Origin of the sequence: Providencia vermicola, assembly GCF_020381325.1 — a bacterium.
Lineage (GTDB): Bacteria > Pseudomonadota > Gammaproteobacteria > Enterobacterales > Enterobacteriaceae > Providencia > Providencia vermicola.
Window position 1 is genome coordinate 276,374 of the sequence record NZ_JAGSPI010000007.1, and the last position, 16,907, is coordinate 293,280.

Genomic DNA, 16,907 nt, shown 5'->3' on the forward strand with positions numbered 1-16,907 from the left:
AGATATCCCTATAAATTTCACTTCAAAATGAATAAAAAAGAATTTAGCCGATTTTTCTTAAAATCTAGGGTAAAATGACTCTGCTGAAAATGAGTCTAATTCGTTTATTGGCAGCAAACTATTTGTCTATAAACTACAAACAGTATTTAACATCATATTCTGTTTGTTTGAATAAAAGGTGAACCTTTTGCAAGGAACTGAACTCCAAAAATTTATTATCGAAAGTCTCGATGATGCGAAAGCCGAAGATATCATCACTATCGATGTTCAAGGGAAATCAAGTATTACCGATCAGATGATCATTTGTACAGGAACCTCAAGCCGCCATTTAATGTCCGTTGCTGACAGGTTGATTGATGCTTGCCGTAAAAACGGGTTAATGCCGTTAGGTGTTGAAGGGCAAGGAATTTCTGATTGGATTGTTGTTGATCTTGGCGATGCCATCGTTCACATCATGCAAGATGAAAGTCGCCGTATGTATGAATTAGAAAAACTCTGGAGCTGAGGTTGAAATTACAGCTCATCGCCGTTGGAACAAAAATGCCGGACTGGGTTCAGACCGGCTTTATGGATTATCTCCACCGATTTCCTAAAGATATGCCGTTTGAACTAACGGAAATTCCAGCAGGAAAACGTGGAAAAAATGCTGATATCAAGCGTATTTTGGAAAAAGAAGGCGAGTTAATGCTTGCCGCAGTAGGGAAAGGTAATCGAATTGTCACACTGGATATTCCAGGTGACCGCTGGGACACGCCCAAACTTGCTGTCCAACTTGATAAATGGAAACAAGATGGTCGAAATGTCAGCTTGTTGATTGGTGGCCCCGAAGGCCTTGCCCCTGCTTGCAAAGAAGCAGCGGAGCAAAGTTGGTCATTGTCACCACTTACGCTACCGCACCCTTTAGTTCGAGTCCTTGTTGCCGAAAGTCTTTATCGGGCATGGAGTATTACGACTAACCACCCTTACCACCGGGAATAGTCAGGTTTGAATATGTTCAAAATGGCAATGGGATGAAAACACAACGCACCCCTTTTCGCGACCATACCGCTGAATCTGTCTTATTTATTCGCCGAGCGCTTATTGCCTTTGGCGTGATTGTTATTTTGACTGCCATTCTTGTCACCAATTTGTATCATCTGCAAATTGTTCGTCATGAAGATTATCAAACTCGTTCAAATGATAACCGAATCAAATTAGTCCCTATTGCGCCAAGCCGCGGGATTATTTATGACCGACGTGGAACACAACTTGCGCTTAACAGCACATTCTATCAGCTAGAAATCATCCCTGAAAAAGTCGATGATTTAAAAGAAACGCTGGAAAAATTACGCAATGTCGTCGATTTAACCGATGAAGATATCACCAACTTTGAAAAAGAGCGTAAACGTTCGCGCCGTTTTACCTCTATTGCACTGAAAACTCAACTTAATGAAGTACAAGTAGCGCGCTTTGCAGTTAATCAATACCGCTTTCCTGGTTTAGAAGTCAAAAGCTACCAGCGCCGTTCTTACCCTTATGGATCCGCATTAACTCACGTGATTGGCTATGTCGCAAAAATTAACGATAAAGACGTAGAACGCTTGGATAAAGAAGGTGTATTGCCAAATTATGCTGCAAGCCACGATATTGGAAAATTAGGCATTGAACGCTTTTATGAAGATATCTTGCACGGTAAAACAGGCTATGAAGAGGTCGAGGTCAATAGCCGCGGTCGCGTGATCCGCCAATTACACGAGCAACCACCTCAAGCAGGGCGTGATATTTATCTCACTATCGACCTAGAGCTGCAAATTTATATCGAAAAACTATTAACCACCAGCCGTGCCGCTGTCGTCGTAACCGACCCTCGCAATGGAGAAATACTGGCTTTGGTATCAAACCCAAGTTATGACTCAAACTTGTTTGTTAATGGTATCTCGAACAAAGATTATCAGGCGTTGCTAAATAACCCAGATAGACCGCTTATTAACCGCACCACTCAGGGGCTCTATCCTCCTGCATCAACGGTAAAACCATTTATTTCGGTTGCTGCCCTAAGCGAAAAAGTGATCACACCGAATACCACCATTTTTGACCCTGGTTGGTGGCAACTTCCTGGCTCAGAAAAACGTTACCGTGACTGGAAACGTTGGGGGCACGGTAAATTAAATGTCGTTAAATCTATTGTTGAATCAGCGGATACTTTCTTCTATCAAGTCGCTTATGATATGGGGATAGACCGTCTCTCTGCGTGGATGACACGTTTTGGTTTCGGAGAATATACAGGCATTGACCTTGCGGAAGAACGTTCAGGCATCATGCCAACCCGAGAATGGAAACAAAAGCGTTATAAAAAACCCTGGTATCAAGGGGATACAATTCCTGTTGGAATAGGACAAGGCTACTGGACAGCAACGCCAATCCAAATGTCTAAAGCATTGATGACGTTAATCAATGATGGCCAAGTCAAAACCCCTCACCTGCTGTATGGCACGAAACTAGGTAACGCAATGGTGCCTTATGAAGATAAGGAAACCAAGCAAATTGGCGACATTCATTCGGGATATTGGGAACTGGCTAAACACGGTATGTATGGTGTCGCAAATGCGCCGAACGGTACGGGTCGACGCAGCTTTATTGGTACCCCCTATAAAGTGGCTGCCAAATCAGGAACAGCACAGGTTTTCAGCTATGAAACCTATAATGCGAGTAAATTGGCAGAACATTTACGTGACCACAAATTAATGATTGCTTATGCACCTTATGATAAGCCAACAATTGCTGTCGCGATTATTTTAGAAAACGGCGGTGCAGGTCCAGCAGTTGGTGATATTGTTCGCCAAATATTTGACCATGTCCTGCTTGGCGATAACCGAACTGAAGTTGTCTCATCAGCAGCTGGTGTGGGGGAAGATCGCTAATGCGTGTTTTAAGAACCTTTTTTATGAGCAATAAAGATTATGACTGACGATAAGAGAAAAAATTCATTATCAACGCGTCTGCACATAGATGTACCTATGTTATTGATCATTATTGCATTACTTGCTTACAGTGCGTTTATCATGTGGAGCGCTAGTGGGCAAGACCCTGAAATGATGGAAAGAAAACTTGGGCAAATCGCCACAGGTTTTATTGTCATGATTGTAATGGCACAAATTCCACCTCGGATGTATGAAAGTTGGGCGCCGCACTTATTTATTTTTTGCGTAATTTTACTGATTTTTGTAGATGTGTTCGGGCAAATAAGTAAAGGGGCTCAACGTTGGTTAGATTTAGGCTTTGTTCGTTTTCAGCCATCTGAAATCGCCAAAATAGCCGTTCCTCTGATGGTAGCGCGCTATATGAACCGTGATTCATGCCCACCTTCATTTAAAAATACGCTGATTGCCTTAGTACTGATTTTTGTTCCAACACTACTCGTTGCCGCACAACCTGATCTTGGAACCTCTATTTTAGTCGCGGCTTCAGGGCTGTTTGTTCTCTTTCTTGCAGGGATGAGCTGGCGGCTTATCGCCGTTGCAGGCATCGCACTTGCCGCCTTTATTCCGCTGTTATGGTTCTTCTTGATGCATGGTTATCAAAGAGCTCGAGTGATGATGCTACTCGATCCTGAAACAGACCCGTTAGGCGCTGGCTACCATATCATTCAATCTAAAATCGCCATTGGCTCTGGTGGGCTCATGGGCAAAGGTTGGTTACATGGAACGCAATCTCAACTGGAGTTCTTACCCGAAAGGCATACCGACTTTATTTTTGCTGTACTCGCAGAAGAATTGGGTTTGGTTGGTGTTCTTATTCTTTTAGGGCTCTATATACTGCTGATTATTCGTGGGCTGTATATCGCCGCGAGTGCACAGAATACGTTTGGCCGAGTGATGGTTGGCGGTTTGATCTTAATCCTTTTTGTTTATGTATTTGTTAATATCGGCATGGTAAGTGGTATATTACCCGTTGTTGGCGTTCCCCTCCCCTTGGTGAGTTATGGGGGGTCTGCCTTAATTGTATTAATGGCTGGGTTCGGTATTATCATGTCGATACATACACACCGAAAATTTCTATCCAAAAGTTTATAAAATGAGGCTTAGTATGCGTTTACAATGGATAATGCTTGGCATCACTGCCGCGCTACTCAGTGGCTGTGTGACAGAAGACGTTAAGCAGGCACCGAAAGTGCCCACTAATGTGCCAACACAAGATGTATTAGGCGCAGAGCCTCATTATGAGCCATATCATCCGACGGCAAATACCGACTATTCCCGTAATGGGCAACAATATCAAATTGTTCGCGATCCAGCTCAGTTTTCACAAGTGGGTTATGCATCAATTTACGGTGCTGAATCAACTGGCAATATGACTGCAATTGGTGAGCGCGTAAACCCCGTTGAATTAACGGCTGCACATCCTACATTACCAATCCCAAGCTATGTTCGCATTACCAATATGATGAATGGCCGTATGATGGTCGTTCGTGTTAATGACCGTGGCCCTTACGTCCCTGGTAAAAGTATTGCAGTTTCCCGCGCAACGGCAGATCGCTTAAATTTAATGCCGACAACAAAAATCAAAATTGATGCCATTTCAGTTGCACAAGATGGCAGTTTATCTGGTGCTGGTACCGTTGGCTCCAACTTTGTCAAACAGAGCTATGCCCTGCCAGGACGTCCACAATTAGGTTCAGGCCCAATGGGCACACCTGTAATGGAAAATTTACCAACGCCAGAAAATACACTACCTGTTCAACAACCTAAAGAGCCAATGCAGCCCACCATGCCTGACATGAGCCTGCAAACACCAACGCCTACACCTGCGCCTCAAGCTGCGAGTGAGGAAGCGGTACCTGAACGCGGCTTTCTAGTTCAAGCAGGGGCAATTAGCAGCCAAACCAATGCACAATCGATGCTAAATGAATTAAAAACCCAGTTTAATGTGCCTGGTCGTCTCCAACCTTACAATGGAATTTACCGCGTACAATTAGGGCCATTTACTACAAGGCAGCAAGCTGTTGAGGTTCAAGGACGTTTGCAGTCCGAACGCAACCAAGCTTCGATGGTTGTCGCACCTTAAGGCTTCAAATATGTGAAGAGGAAAGAGATAACACCACTTCACATATGAAAAAGATAAAATGCAATAAAATGATTGGCGCAATGTAAAAGGGGCTTTTTTGTTCATACTCTCTTTTGCTACACTGCGCCTCCTTGTGTTAACCGAATTTCGGATGTAATGGTACAACCATGAATAATGTCGCTCCATCACGTATTGTGCGTCACACAGTGCTGGGTTCTGCACTGCTGCTTTTGACTGCCAATATTGCAACTGCTAATGAAACTTTTCCAAATACCTCAATTCCTGCGGCACCACCAATTGATGCAGAAGCTTATATTCTGATTGATTATAATTCAGGAAAAGTCCTCGCTGAAAGTAATGCAGATCAGCGCCGTGATCCTGCTAGTTTAACCAAAATGATGACGAGCTACGTGATTGGTCAAGCGATTAAATCAGGTAAAATTGGTGCAAATGACATGGTCACGGTAGGTGAAGATGCATGGGCAACTGGAAATCCTGTCTTTAAAGGCTCCTCACTGATGTTTTTAAAACCAGGTGATCGCGTCAGTGTTTCTCAGTTAACTCGCGGTATTAACCTGCAATCAGGTAACGATGCCTGTGTCGCGATGGCGGATCATATCGCGGGTGATCAGACCAATTTCGTTCAGCTAATGAATGGCTATGTGAATAAGCTGGGCTTGAAAAATACCCATTTCCAAACGGTTCATGGTTTGGATGCCGATGGACAGTATAGTTCAGCACGAGATATGGCTCTGATTGGCCAAGCACTCGTACGTGACGTCCCTGAAGAATATGCTATCTACAAAGAAAAAGAGTTTACCTTCAATAATATCCGCCAAACAAACCGTAATGGCTTGTTATGGGATAAGAGCCTCGCAGTTGATGGGATCAAAACAGGTCACACGAATGCTGCAGGGTACAACCTAGTTGCCTCAGCAACTGAAGGTGACATGCGTTTAATTTCTGTCGTTATGGGCGGCAAAAGTAGCAAAGGTCGTGATGCAGAAAGTAAAAAATTATTAACTTATGGCTTCCGTTTCTATGAAACAGTAAAACCATTGCAAGCAGGGGTCGATTTTGCCAGTGCCCCCGTCTGGTTTGGCGATGAAAACGAGGTCAAACTGGGTGTTGTCGAAGACCTCTACCTGACCATACCGCGTGGTCGTTTAAAAGACTTAAAAGCCAGCTATGAATTATCCACTACAGAGCTGCAGGCCCCATTAACAAAGGGCCAGCAAGTGGGAACAATTAGCTTCCAACTAGATGGCAAAACTATCGAGCAACACCCATTAGCGGTGCTGAAAGATGTTGAAGAAGGTGGTTTTTTCAGTCGCTTAATCGACTATATTAAACTGTTATTCCATCGCTGGTTCGGCTAACCCTTGAAACGAAAATAAGTCATCCCCATATAGTAAGTATCAATATGTTTGTTGGATGAAGACAACTCATTGGCTGGTTTGATACCAGCCAATCTTTTTCAACCAGCGACACAATTTTAAAAAATTAGGAGTGCCCATGAAAACGAAATTAGGTGAACTGCTTGAGTTCCCATGTCCATTAACTTACAAAGTAATGGGCTTGGCACAGCCTGAACTGGTTGATCAAGTGATTGAAGTGGTTCAACGCCACGCACCGGGTGATTATGCCCCTGACGTCAAACCAAGCAGCAAAGGTAATTATCACTCAGTGTCGATTACCATTAATGCCACCCATATTGAACAAGTTGAAACCTTGTATAGTGAATTAGGTGCATTAGAATTAGTGAAAGTTGTTCTTTAATGAACGCTTAACTGAAAAGCCGAATAGTGTGACTGCTGTTCGGCTTTTTTGTTTTATGGGGTAGATAAATAACAAATTAATAACAAAGCAAACTGGAGATATACTTTTTGCGGAGTTATACTGCCCTCATTTGAACCGTTGGACACAAAATTTTGTCAGACAGAAGCATCATCATTCGCCAACTTGGCCATGCACCTTATCAAACGGTTTCTGATGCCATGCACCAATTTACTGAGTGTCGCACCGCAAAAACCCTTGATGAAATTTGGCTTGTTGAGCACCCGCGTGTTTTCACTCAGGGGCAAGCAGGGAAAGCTGAACATGTTTTAGCTCCTGGAGATATCCCTGTTATTCAAAGCGATAGAGGCGGCCAAGTCACCTATCATGGCCCTGGCCAGCAAGTCATGTATGTCATGCTTGATTTAAAGCGTAATAAAATTGGCGTGCGTGAACTCGTCACCGCACTGGAAAACACAGTGGTAAATACCCTAGCCCATTTTAATATTGAAGCTTACCCTCGCCCTGATGCCCCTGGTGTTTATGTTAATGGGGAAAAAATTTGCTCTCTTGGATTACGTATTCGCCAAGGTTGCTCATTCCACGGGTTAGCATTAAATATTGATATGGATCTTGAGCCGTTTAACCGTATAAACCCGTGTGGTTACAGTGAGTTGAGAATGACTCAAGTCTGTGATCTCGCCCCCAAAGTGTCATTATCTGATGTTCAGCCTGTGCTAATTAGCCAATTCTGTGACACACTGGGATTTCATATTGTTCAATAATAATGCTATAATTTTTTAACATTTTTAAAAAATTTTTTAATGGGTGAGTTACGGCGCTCCCTGTATTTTGTTTAGAATTAGAACTTATCCATCAGCATAAAAGATAACTGGAACCGTCATATTATGAGTAAACCAATTCAGATAGAACGCGGAATTAAATATCGTGACGCCGACAAAATGGCGCTGATCCCTGTCAAAAATGTGGTGACTGAACGCGAAGAAATTCTACGCAAACCTGACTGGATGAAAATTCGGCTTCCCGCTGACTCAACACGTATACAAGGTATCAAAGCAGCGATGCGCAAAAATGGCCTTCACTCCGTATGTGAAGAAGCCTCCTGCCCAAATCTATCTGAATGCTTTAATCATGGTACAGCTACCTTTATGATCTTAGGGGCTATTTGTACCAGACGCTGTCCATTCTGTGATGTTGCCCACGGCCGTCCTAACGCTCCCGATGCAAATGAGCCTGAAAAATTAGCGCAAACGATCAAAGACATGGCATTGCGTTATGTGGTGATCACCTCTGTTGACCGCGACGATCTACGTGATGGTGGCGCACAACATTTTGCGGATTGTATCAGTGCTATTCGCGAGAAAAGCCCATCGATTAAAATCGAAACCCTAGTCCCCGATTTCCGTGGTCGTATGGATCGTGCATTAGAAATCTTAACGGCAACACCACCTGACGTGTTTAACCACAACCTTGAAAACGTGCCACGTGTTTATCGCCAAGTTCGCCCTGGTGCAAATTATGAATGGTCACTGAAATTACTCGAAAAATTCAAAGAAGCTCATCCTGATATCCCAACAAAATCAGGTTTAATGGTTGGCCTTGGTGAGACTAATGCTGAAATCATTGAGGTTATGCGGGATTTACGTCGCCATGGTGTAACTATGCTGACACTTGGGCAATACTTACAGCCAAGCCGTCACCATTTACCTGTAAAACGCTACGTAAGCCCTGCAGAGTTCGATGAGATGAAAGAAGAAGCGATGGCTATGGGCTTTACCCACGCAGCTTGTGGGCCTTTTGTACGCTCCTCTTATCATGCTGACTTGCAAGCTAAAGGCGAAGAAGTGAAATAAGTATTCATTTAGTCACCTAGAGACCTGATTTGGGAAACCGAGTCAGGTTTTTTATTACCAATCATTCCTCAATTTTTTCCATAAAAAAACTCGCTCCAGTTAACTAGAGCGAGTTTACAGCTGTTCGTTTCTGATTGTTAATTGTTTAAATTACAGAGAGACAACGTTAACAGCAGATGGGCCTTTAGCACCTTCAGTGATTTCAAATTCAACTTTCTGGCCTTCCGCTAAGGTTTTGAAACCCTCGCTAGCAATCGCAGAAAAGTGAACAAAAACATCTTTGCTGCCATCTTCTGGAGTGATAAAACCAAAACCTTTAGATTCGTTGAACCACTTAACGTTACCTTTAACTTTAGACATCAAATTATTACCTTTAAAATAAAATAGACACACCATCTGTATCAAGCTCAGTACATCAGATCTCTGAGTTACTTGTCTACAACCTAGATCACGAAAACCAACTAAAATGATAAAAATATATTATTTATTGGTTATTTCCGCTCTACTTTCGCCAATTATTCTTATCAATAGCAATTAATGCAACTAATAGTGTCACCTATAGCGAATTATTTAGATTTTACTTCTCATGCAATAGCAGCCAATCTTTAATATCTAATCCCCCCGTGTATCCCACTAGCTTACCATCATGGCCTAGCACACGATGACAGGGCACGATTAATGAAATGGGATTACGTGAATTTGCCATTCCCACCGCACGGCAATAATTGGCAGAACCTAGCTTCAACGCTAAATCCTTATAACTCCAACGCTCACCATAAGGGATCCCACATAGATGCTTCCATACTTTCTTTTGGAACTCTGTGCCATGGGGGTTTAACGCCACCGTAAACGTTTTTCTTTTGTGGTTAAAATATTCTTTTAATTCTTTAGCACACAGTTTGGAATGCTCATTTTTACTCTCTTTTTCTGTTTTTTCATCAACAAAGTAGAGGCTCGTGATCCCTTCGTCATCCGCCGTAATATGGACCCACGGCTTAGGAAATTTATCTGGTGTCGCTAAATATTGATGGTACATAGTATCTCCTTAAAAGGATTCATTTACCTGATTGTATATACAGTTATAGAGTAAATTATTTCTACATTGCAATGCTATTTTTTCTTAGTGTGGCAAACGGAATCATCGAATGCCCCATTTTTTTTATTTTCAATATAAATAACAACCTAGCAGATAATTAGAATAATTATCATTCAATATTCACTATTCACTATATATTGTGTGGTTGATAAATTTTCAATCTATATATAGTCTTTAAGTATCACATGCCAAGATGCTCTTAGAAATTTAAAAGGTGAATATGATGAATAAGATTACCATTTATAGTAAGCCCAACTGCGTTCAATGTAATGCCACCTATCAAGCCTTAGACCGCAAGCAAATCGCTTACCAGATAATTGACTTAACAAAAGACACTCAAGCACTTGAATTAGTTAAAAAATTAGGTTACCAACAGGTGCCAGTTGTTGTTGCGGGTGACAAACATTGGGCTGGTTTTCGCCCTGATATGATAAGCCTTCTTGCCGCATAGGAAATCCCATGAAAACGGAATCACTCATCTATTTTTCAAGCCGCTCAGGCAATTGCCATCGGTTTGTTGAAAAATTGGGCTTGCCTGCAACGCGCCTCCCAATAGGGCCACAAGAAATGAGCCCTATTGCCACAAAACCTTATGTTCTACTGCTTCCAACCTACGGTGGCGGTGGCACAAAAGGCGCGGTGCCAAAAGAAGTGATTCAGTTTTTAAATATCGAAGAAAACCGTTTATTCATTCGTGGTGTTATTGCTGCGGGGAATACCAACTTTGGCGATGCTTACGCAATTGCGGGGGATATCGTCGCACAAAAATGCCGTGTGCCTTACCTCTACCGCTTTGAACTCTTAGGTACTGCAAAAGATGTTCAGTCGGTTAAAGATGGCCTACAAACGTTCTGGCAACATGCCCACAACGAGAGCTTTTCATGATGGATACAATACAAAATAATACTGAAGTTGATTACCATGCCCTGAATGCCATGCTGAATTTATATAACAGCGAAGGTCATATTCAGTTTGATAAAGATAAAGAAGCTGCACACCATTATTTCCGTCATCATGTTAATCAAAACACTGTATTTTTCCATGATTTAAAAGAAAAATTAGATTTTCTTGTTCAAGAAAATTACTACGAAAACGATATATTGCAGCAATACCGTTTTGACTTTATTAAGTCACTGTTTCAGCAAGCCTATGCACATAAATTTCGTTTCCAAACCTTTCTTGGCGCATTCAAATACTACACCAGCTATACGCTGAAAACTTTTGATGGAAAGCGCTATTTAGAACGCTATGAAGACCGAGTTTGCATGGTGGCATTAACTTTAGCACAAGGCTCAGAATCACTGGCTAAATTGTATGTCGATGAAATTATTACAGGCCGTTTCCAACCCGCTACGCCAACATTTCTCAATTGTGGGAAAAAGCAGCGAGGCGAATTAATATCCTGTTTTCTATTGCGTATAGAAGACAATATGGAGTCCATCGGGCGTTCTGTTAATTCCGCACTCCAGCTATCCAAACGGGGTGGTGGAGTTGCCTTTATGATGACCAACTTACGCGAACAAGGCGCCCCAATAAAATTGATTGAAAACCAATCTTCTGGTGTAGTTCCTGTGATGAAAATGTTGGAAGACGCCTTTTCCTACGCGAATCAATTGGGCGCTCGTCAAGGTGCTGGAGCCGTGTATTTGCATGCACATCACCCTGATATTATGCGTTTTCTCGATACAAAACGGGAAAATGCAGATGAGAAAATACGCATAAAAACCTTATCCCTTGGCGTGGTGATCCCAGACATTACTTTTCAGTTAGCCAAAAATAACGAAGATATGTACTTATTCTCACCTTACGATGTACAACGTGTTTATGGCGTTCCCATGTCTGAAATTAGCGTCTCTGAAAAATACGCTGAAATGGTGAATAACAAGGCAATAAAAAAATACAAAATTAATGCCCGGGAATTTTTCCAAACTTTAGCTGAAATTCAATTTGAATCGGGCTACCCATATATTTTATTTGAAGATACCGCCAATAGAGCCAATCCTATTTCAGGGCGAATTAATATGAGCAACCTGTGCTCAGAAATTCTGCAAGTTAATCACCCTAGCCTGTATGAAGAGGATTTAAGTTACCAAGAAATTGGTAAAGATATCAGCTGCAATTTAGGCTCTATGAATATTGCCAAAACCATGGATTCACCAAACTTTGCACGCTCCATCGAAGCTGCTGTCAGAGCACTGAGTGCCGTATCCGATATGAGCGATATTCGTTCTGTACCGTCTATTGCACAAGGAAACCGTCAATCCCATGCTATTGGCCTTGGGCAAATGAACTTACATGGCTATTTAGCCCGTGAACATATTCATTATGGTAGTGAAGAAGCACTTGATTTTACCAATATCTATTTTTATACAGTGACTTATTACGCCCTAAAAACATCAAACCAATTAGCGATTGAGCGCAAAACCGCCTTTGTTGGCTTTGAGCACTCCACTTATGGCTCAGGTGACTATTTTGATAAATATATCAACGATATTTGGTTACCAAAGACACAAACCGTGCAGGAATTATTCCGACGCTCGGGTATCGAAATTCCCACACGAGAAGACTGGCAAGCCTTAAGACAATCAGTGATCACCTATGGTATTTACAACCAAAACTTGCAAGCCATTCCCCCCACTGGGTCTATTTCCTATATCAATAATTCCACATCTAGCATTCATCCGATTGTTTCTCGTATAGAGATCCGTAAAGAAGGAAAGATTGGTCGAGTCTATTATCCTGCCCCATTTATGGATAACGAGAATCTTGAGTATTACCAAGATGCCTATCAGATCGGCCCTGAAAAAATTATTGATACCTATGCCATGGCCACCCAACACGTCGACCAAGGCTTATCGTTAACGCTCTTTTTCAAAGATGATGCCACAACGCGAGATATTAACCGAGCGCAAATATACGCATGGAAAAAAGGCATAAAAACTTTGTATTACATACGATTACGTCAAACCGCTTTGGAAGGTACTGAAGTTGACGGCTGCGTATCTTGCACTCTGTAATAGGAATCAGAATATGACCACCAATACATCCGCAGCCCCAGTGAAGGCAATCAACTGGAATCGCATTCAAGATGATAAAGACCTTGAGGTTTGGAACCGCCTCACCTCTAACTTCTGGTTACCCGAAAAAGTCCCGCTATCCAACGATATTCCATCGTGGAATACCCTTACTGAAGCAGAAAAAAAGCTGACTATACGTGTCTTTACTGGCCTAACACTGCTTGACACCATTCAAAATACGGTTGGTGCGCCCTGTTTAATGCCTGACTCACAAACGCCCCACGAAGAAGCCGTTTTATCCAATATTAGCTTTATGGAAGCAGTACATGCGCGCTCTTATAGTTCTATTTTCTCCACCTTATGTTCCACCAGCGATGTCGATGAAGCTTTTCGTTGGAGTGAGGAGAATAATGCATTACAGAATAAAGCTAAAATCATTCTTTCTTATTATTGCGATTCGCATCCATTAAAGAAAAAAGTGGCGAGTGTCTTTTTGGAATCTTTCTTATTCTATTCTGGGTTTTATTTACCTATGTATTGGTCAAGCCGTGGCAAACTCACAAATACGGCTGACTTAATTCGATTAATTATCCGAGATGAGGCGATTCATGGCTATTATATTGGCTATAAATTCCAAAAATCATTATTGAATTATGATGAAAAAACACAATCAGAAATAAAGGATTTTACTTTCTCATTATTATTCGATTTATATGAAAATGAAGTCAAATATACCCAAGAGTTATATGACCCCGTAGGCTGGACAGAAGATGTTAAAAAGTTCTTACACTATAATGCCAACAAGGCCTTAATGAATTTAGGCTATGAAGCCTTATTCCCTGATACAGTCACCGATGTGAGTGCGGCAATATTATCTGCACTATCCCCTGACGCGAATGAAAATCATGATTTCTTCTCAGGTTCAGGTTCTTCTTATATTATTGGCAAAGCGGTCAGTACAGAAGATGATGACTGGAACTTTTAATCAATTGATTAATTTATTTTACATTTAACTTAAGACATAAATACCTAACATACCCTAATGAATAATAACAACTTTATTTGTCAGGGTATTTTTTAGACTAAAAAACGCTCAAATCAGTTCGTTTTTTATAGAGATATCTGTTCGATTATTCATTTTTAATGAATTAATCTGGCATTTTTTTTCATTTTCCTGTTTTAAAACCCAAAAATAAGTTAACAAAACTAATGATTATGGCGTTTTATCTTATTTATTTTCATTCACTAATTATTACATTATTGTAGTCTAAAAATTATCGTCATTAATTCACTGAACTTCATTGGCCTATTTTTAATTCTGTCAAAATAAATACTGTCTCACCAGCGAGTTAGCTATCTCTATTAATTTTCATATTATTGCTCATATTCGCTATTTTCTTTTGATTATTTGAATGATATTCAGCATTTTTGACACTCATTTTTTTGATTAATTCTGCTTAACCAAGGGTTGTCAGGCATTTTTATTATGCTAGGGTTTATTGCTTGCAATTTTTACTAATAATCTAATCAGGAGCATTTGAATTTAAACCATAATGAATAAACCCATTAAATTAAAATAGGAATTTCTGCCCTAATAATTTTCAAGCGATAGCCTTCGTTTAGGTCTCAATAGGCTCGACTATCATCATTGAATCAACATTATTCATTTGGGCTCCAACTCTTTTGTTGATTGAAAATTGGGTAAATAATATATGGCAATAAAATTAGAAGTTAAAAATTTATATAAAATATTTGGGGAAAATCCTGACTCCGCTTTTAAGCTGTTAGAATCAGGAATGGACAAAGATGCTATCTTCGAAAAAACGGGCCTCACGGTCGGTGTTCAAGATGTGAATCTGGCGATTGAAGAAGGCGAAATCTTCGTAGTTATGGGGCTTTCGGGTTCAGGGAAGTCCACTTTGGTGCGCCTCCTCAATCGCCTGATTGAACCTACCAGCGGCCAGGTGCTGATTGATGGGCAAGATATCTCTAATATTTCCGACAAAGCGCTGCGTGAAGTACGTCGAACTAAAATCAGTATGGTATTCCAATCCTTTGCATTAATGCCACACATGAATGTGATTGATAATACAGCTTTTGGTATGGAACTTTCTGGCATTTCGAAAGAAGAACGCCATAAAAAAGCAATGGATGCACTGAATCAAGTTAACTTGGATAAATGGGCTAACTCATTCCCTGATGAGCTTTCTGGTGGGATGCGCCAACGCATTGGCTTAGCGCGAGCACTCGCTAATGACCCTGATATTCTTTTAATGGATGAAGCCTTTTCTGCTCTTGACCCACTCATTCGAACAGAAATGCAAGATGAATTGCTTTCTTTACAAGGTGATAAACAACGCACTATCGTTTTTATCTCCCATGACCTCGACGAAGCGATGCGAATTGGTGACCGCATTGCCATTATGCAAGGTGGCGTGGTCGTTCAAGTCGGAACCCCCGATGAAATACTGAATAACCCTGCCAATGACTACGTCAGAACTTTCTTCCGAGGGGTTGATATTAGCCAAGTATTCAGCGCCAAAGACATAGCGCGAAGACGCCCTAATGCATTGTTGCATATCGCGCCTGGCTTTGGGCCTCGTTCAGCTTTAAAAGTGCTTAATGATGAAGACCGCTACCATGGCTATTTGCTCTCACGCGGCCATACTTTTGCAGGTGTTGTATCCATTGAATCCTTAGAAAAAGCGCTACACGACAAAGCAGGAATTGAAGCTGCAATTTTGCCAGATATCGAGCCAATTCAAGGTGATACCTCCTTAAATGAAGTCATCTCGACGATTGCACAAGCACCTTGTGCGGTTCCTGTCGTCAACGAAAAAAATCGTTATTTAGGGGTGATTTCGAAAGGCATGCTACTACAAGCACTGGATAAGGAGACGCCAAATGAGTAAGCAAAATCAAGAAAATACCATCGACCAACAGGATCCATGGGCAGATACTCAAGTTGAGCAAACGCCAGAACAGACGCCTGAAACAACCTCATCAGACGATCCATGGGCAACAAGCTCCACACCAGACCAAAGTGCTTCAGATGATCCATGGGGTGGCTCACCCACAACAGATTCAGGATCCAATGATTGGCTTGATGCCGCTCCAACAGATAGTATCGTACCCGATCAGTTTAATATTATGGATCCTTTCCAGCATACGCTTATCCCCCTTGATTCGTGGGTTGCTCATGCCATCGATTGGGTTGTTCTCAACTTCCGTCCTGTATTTCAAGGAATACGAGCGCCCATCGATTTTATTCTCAGTGGGTTTGAACAATTTCTCACCTCGCTACCGTCTCCTGTAGCCATTATCATTTTTGCATTACTTGCTTGGCAATTTGCAGGACGAGCAATGGGAATTGCCACCTTTGTTTCGATGATAGCTATTGGAGCTATTGGTGCGTGGTCGGAAGCGATGGTGACATTATCGCTGGTACTCACCTCATTGCTGTTTTGTATTGTGATAGGGCTACCGTTGGGAATTTGGCTAGCACGCAGTGATAGAGCCTCCAGAATCATTCGCCCATTACTTGATGCGATGCAAACCACCCCAGCATTCGTCTATTTAGTGCCGATCGTCATGTTATTTGGTATCGGTAATGTGCCAGGCGTCGTCGTCACCATTATATTTGCATTACCGCCGATCATTCGTTTGACCATTTTAGGGATCAAGCAAGTCCCTGCAGACTTAATTGAAGCCGCCGAATCATTCGGTGCAAGCCCTCGTCAAATGTTGTTTAAAGTGCAATTACCACTCGCTATGCCAACCATAATGGCTGGAGTTAACCAAACCTTAATGTTAGCGCTGTCAATGGTGGTTATCGCATCAATGATTGCAGTCGGGGGCTTAGGCCAAATGGTCTTAAGGGGTATAGGCCGCCTTGATATGGGTCTCGCGTCCGTCGGGGGTGTCGGTATTGTGATCCTCGCTATCATTTTAGACCGCCTTACCCAATCTTTAGGACAAGATACTCGAGGTAAAACACCGACTCGTTGGTATCAGAAAGGCCCTATAGGACTGGTCGTACGCCCATTTTGCAAAAAAAACAATTAATCAAAACATCCTCCATTCACCTGAGTGCCATTCATT

17 protein-coding genes are annotated in these 16,907 nt (G+C 41.8%); 15 read left to right on the top strand and 2 right to left on the bottom strand.

Going from position 1 to position 16,907, the window contains the following annotated elements; all coding sequences use genetic code 11:
- Nucleotides 1–178 precede the first annotated feature (178 nt).
- From rsfS to lipA, 9 genes are all read left to right on the top strand, one after another.
- Nucleotides 179–505 (top strand): ribosome silencing factor, encoded by a 327-nt coding sequence (rsfS, locus tag KDJ85_RS12430; RefSeq protein ID WP_206085261.1) that lies wholly within the window; start codon nucleotides 179–181, stop codon nucleotides 503–505.
- Nucleotides 506–507: 2 nt separating this feature from the next.
- Nucleotides 508–978 carry a 23S rRNA (pseudouridine(1915)-N(3))-methyltransferase RlmH gene (gene rlmH / locus KDJ85_RS12435; protein ID WP_206085260.1) on the top strand — a complete coding sequence of 157 codons (471 nt, stop codon included), beginning with the start codon at nucleotides 508–510 and terminating at the stop codon, nucleotides 976–978.
- 32 nt (nucleotides 979–1,010) lie between these two features.
- Nucleotides 1,011–2,900: a peptidoglycan DD-transpeptidase MrdA gene (gene mrdA / locus KDJ85_RS12440; RefSeq protein WP_225819924.1), complete on the top strand. Its 1,890-nt coding sequence runs from the start codon at nucleotides 1,011–1,013 to the stop codon at nucleotides 2,898–2,900.
- Nucleotides 2,901–2,939: 39 nt separating this feature from the next.
- On the top strand, nucleotides 2,940–4,052 hold the full coding sequence (gene mrdB, locus KDJ85_RS12445; protein WP_225819925.1) for a peptidoglycan glycosyltransferase MrdB: 1,113 nt from the start codon (nucleotides 2,940–2,942) through the stop codon (nucleotides 4,050–4,052).
- A 13-nt stretch (nucleotides 4,053–4,065) separates the two neighbouring features.
- Nucleotides 4,066–5,043: an endolytic peptidoglycan transglycosylase RlpA gene (gene rlpA, locus KDJ85_RS12450; RefSeq protein ID WP_225819926.1), complete on the top strand. Its 978-nt coding sequence runs from the start codon at nucleotides 4,066–4,068 to the stop codon at nucleotides 5,041–5,043.
- Nucleotides 5,044–5,210: 167 nt separating this feature from the next.
- Nucleotides 5,211–6,422, top strand: a complete 1,212-nt coding sequence (gene dacA, locus KDJ85_RS12455; RefSeq protein ID WP_206085256.1) for a D-alanyl-D-alanine carboxypeptidase DacA — start codon at nucleotides 5,211–5,213, stop codon at nucleotides 6,420–6,422.
- 136 nt (nucleotides 6,423–6,558) lie between these two features.
- The gene (gene ybeD / locus KDJ85_RS12460; RefSeq protein ID WP_047756149.1) at nucleotides 6,559–6,822 is read left to right on the top strand and encodes a DUF493 family protein YbeD; all 264 of its coding nucleotides are present in this window, start codon (nucleotides 6,559–6,561) and stop codon (nucleotides 6,820–6,822) included.
- Nucleotides 6,823–7,040: 218 nt separating this feature from the next.
- Nucleotides 7,041–7,604: a lipoyl(octanoyl) transferase LipB gene (gene lipB, locus KDJ85_RS12465; RefSeq protein ID WP_263974620.1), complete on the top strand. Its 564-nt coding sequence runs from the start codon at nucleotides 7,041–7,043 to the stop codon at nucleotides 7,602–7,604.
- 123 nt (nucleotides 7,605–7,727) lie between these two features.
- Nucleotides 7,728–8,693, top strand: a complete 966-nt coding sequence (gene lipA / locus KDJ85_RS12470; protein WP_206085254.1) for a lipoyl synthase — start codon at nucleotides 7,728–7,730, stop codon at nucleotides 8,691–8,693.
- A gap of 150 nt (nucleotides 8,694–8,843) precedes the next feature.
- Here the strand turns inward: lipA and cspE are convergent, their stop codons facing one another.
- Nucleotides 8,844–9,053 carry a transcription antiterminator/RNA stability regulator CspE gene (gene cspE, locus KDJ85_RS12475; RefSeq protein WP_014657708.1) on the bottom strand — a complete coding sequence of 70 codons (210 nt, stop codon included), beginning with the start codon at nucleotides 9,051–9,053 and terminating at the stop codon, nucleotides 8,844–8,846.
- 217 nt (nucleotides 9,054–9,270) lie between these two features.
- Nucleotides 9,271–9,729: a methylated-DNA--[protein]-cysteine S-methyltransferase gene (locus KDJ85_RS12480; RefSeq protein WP_206085252.1), complete on the bottom strand. Its 459-nt coding sequence runs from the start codon at nucleotides 9,727–9,729 to the stop codon at nucleotides 9,271–9,273.
- A 283-nt stretch (nucleotides 9,730–10,012) separates the two neighbouring features.
- Here KDJ85_RS12480 and nrdH point away from each other — a divergent pair, with 283 nt between their 5' ends.
- The 6 genes from nrdH to proW all read left to right on the top strand — a co-directional run bounded on the left by nrdH (nucleotide 10,013) and on the right by proW (nucleotide 16,871).
- Nucleotides 10,013–10,240 carry a glutaredoxin-like protein NrdH gene (nrdH, locus tag KDJ85_RS12485; protein WP_225819928.1) on the top strand — a complete coding sequence of 76 codons (228 nt, stop codon included), beginning with the start codon at nucleotides 10,013–10,015 and terminating at the stop codon, nucleotides 10,238–10,240.
- Nucleotides 10,241–10,248: 8 nt separating this feature from the next.
- Nucleotides 10,249–10,674 (top strand): class Ib ribonucleoside-diphosphate reductase assembly flavoprotein NrdI, encoded by a 426-nt coding sequence (gene nrdI, locus KDJ85_RS12490; RefSeq protein WP_225819929.1) that lies wholly within the window; start codon nucleotides 10,249–10,251, stop codon nucleotides 10,672–10,674.
- Nucleotides 10,674–12,806, top strand: a complete 2,133-nt coding sequence (gene nrdE, locus KDJ85_RS12495; RefSeq protein ID WP_225819958.1) for a class 1b ribonucleoside-diphosphate reductase subunit alpha — start codon at nucleotides 10,674–10,676, stop codon at nucleotides 12,804–12,806. Before nrdI ends, nrdE begins: the two co-directional genes overlap by 1 nt.
- Nucleotides 12,807–12,819: 13 nt before the next feature.
- A complete protein-coding gene (gene nrdF, locus KDJ85_RS12500) occupies nucleotides 12,820–13,791 on the top strand; it encodes a class 1b ribonucleoside-diphosphate reductase subunit beta (protein WP_225819930.1) in 972 nt (323 codons plus the stop codon).
- Between the two features lie 727 nt (nucleotides 13,792–14,518).
- Nucleotides 14,519–15,718 (top strand): glycine betaine/L-proline ABC transporter ATP-binding protein ProV, encoded by a 1,200-nt coding sequence (proV, locus tag KDJ85_RS12505; protein WP_225819931.1) that lies wholly within the window; start codon nucleotides 14,519–14,521, stop codon nucleotides 15,716–15,718.
- Nucleotides 15,711–16,871 carry a glycine betaine/L-proline ABC transporter permease ProW gene (gene proW, locus KDJ85_RS12510; protein WP_225819932.1) on the top strand — a complete coding sequence of 387 codons (1,161 nt, stop codon included), beginning with the start codon at nucleotides 15,711–15,713 and terminating at the stop codon, nucleotides 16,869–16,871. The genes proV and proW overlap by 8 nt, the downstream gene beginning before the upstream one ends.
- Nucleotides 16,872–16,907: the final 36 nt, after the last annotated feature.

Bases quoted from the DNA above. Each gene is read 5' to 3' on its own strand.
- mrdA (WP_225819924.1), top strand. From the start codon at position 1,011: ATGAAAACACAACGCACCCCTTTTCGCGACCATACCGCTGAATCTGTC.
- mrdB (WP_225819925.1), top strand. From the start codon at position 2,940: ATGACTGACGATAAGAGAAAAAATTCATTATCAACGCGTCTGCACATA.
- rlpA (WP_225819926.1), top strand. From the start codon at position 4,066: ATGCGTTTACAATGGATAATGCTTGGCATCACTGCCGCGCTACTCAGT.
- dacA (WP_206085256.1), top strand. From the start codon at position 5,211: ATGAATAATGTCGCTCCATCACGTATTGTGCGTCACACAGTGCTGGGT.
- ybeD (WP_047756149.1), top strand. From the start codon at position 6,559: ATGAAAACGAAATTAGGTGAACTGCTTGAGTTCCCATGTCCATTAACT.
- lipB (WP_263974620.1), top strand. From the start codon at position 7,041: ATGCACCAATTTACTGAGTGTCGCACCGCAAAAACCCTTGATGAAATT.
- lipA (WP_206085254.1), top strand. From the start codon at position 7,728: ATGAGTAAACCAATTCAGATAGAACGCGGAATTAAATATCGTGACGCC.
- cspE (WP_014657708.1), bottom strand. From the start codon at position 9,053: ATGTCTAAAGTTAAAGGTAACGTTAAGTGGTTCAACGAATCTAAAGGT.
- KDJ85_RS12480 (WP_206085252.1), bottom strand. From the start codon at position 9,729: ATGTACCATCAATATTTAGCGACACCAGATAAATTTCCTAAGCCGTGG.
- nrdH (WP_225819928.1), top strand. From the start codon at position 10,013: ATGAATAAGATTACCATTTATAGTAAGCCCAACTGCGTTCAATGTAAT.
- nrdI (WP_225819929.1), top strand. From the start codon at position 10,249: ATGAAAACGGAATCACTCATCTATTTTTCAAGCCGCTCAGGCAATTGC.
- nrdE (WP_225819958.1), top strand. From the start codon at position 10,674: ATGGATACAATACAAAATAATACTGAAGTTGATTACCATGCCCTGAAT.
- nrdF (WP_225819930.1), top strand. From the start codon at position 12,820: ATGACCACCAATACATCCGCAGCCCCAGTGAAGGCAATCAACTGGAAT.
- proV (WP_225819931.1), top strand. From the start codon at position 14,519: ATGGCAATAAAATTAGAAGTTAAAAATTTATATAAAATATTTGGGGAA.
- proW (WP_225819932.1), top strand. From the start codon at position 15,711: ATGAGTAAGCAAAATCAAGAAAATACCATCGACCAACAGGATCCATGG.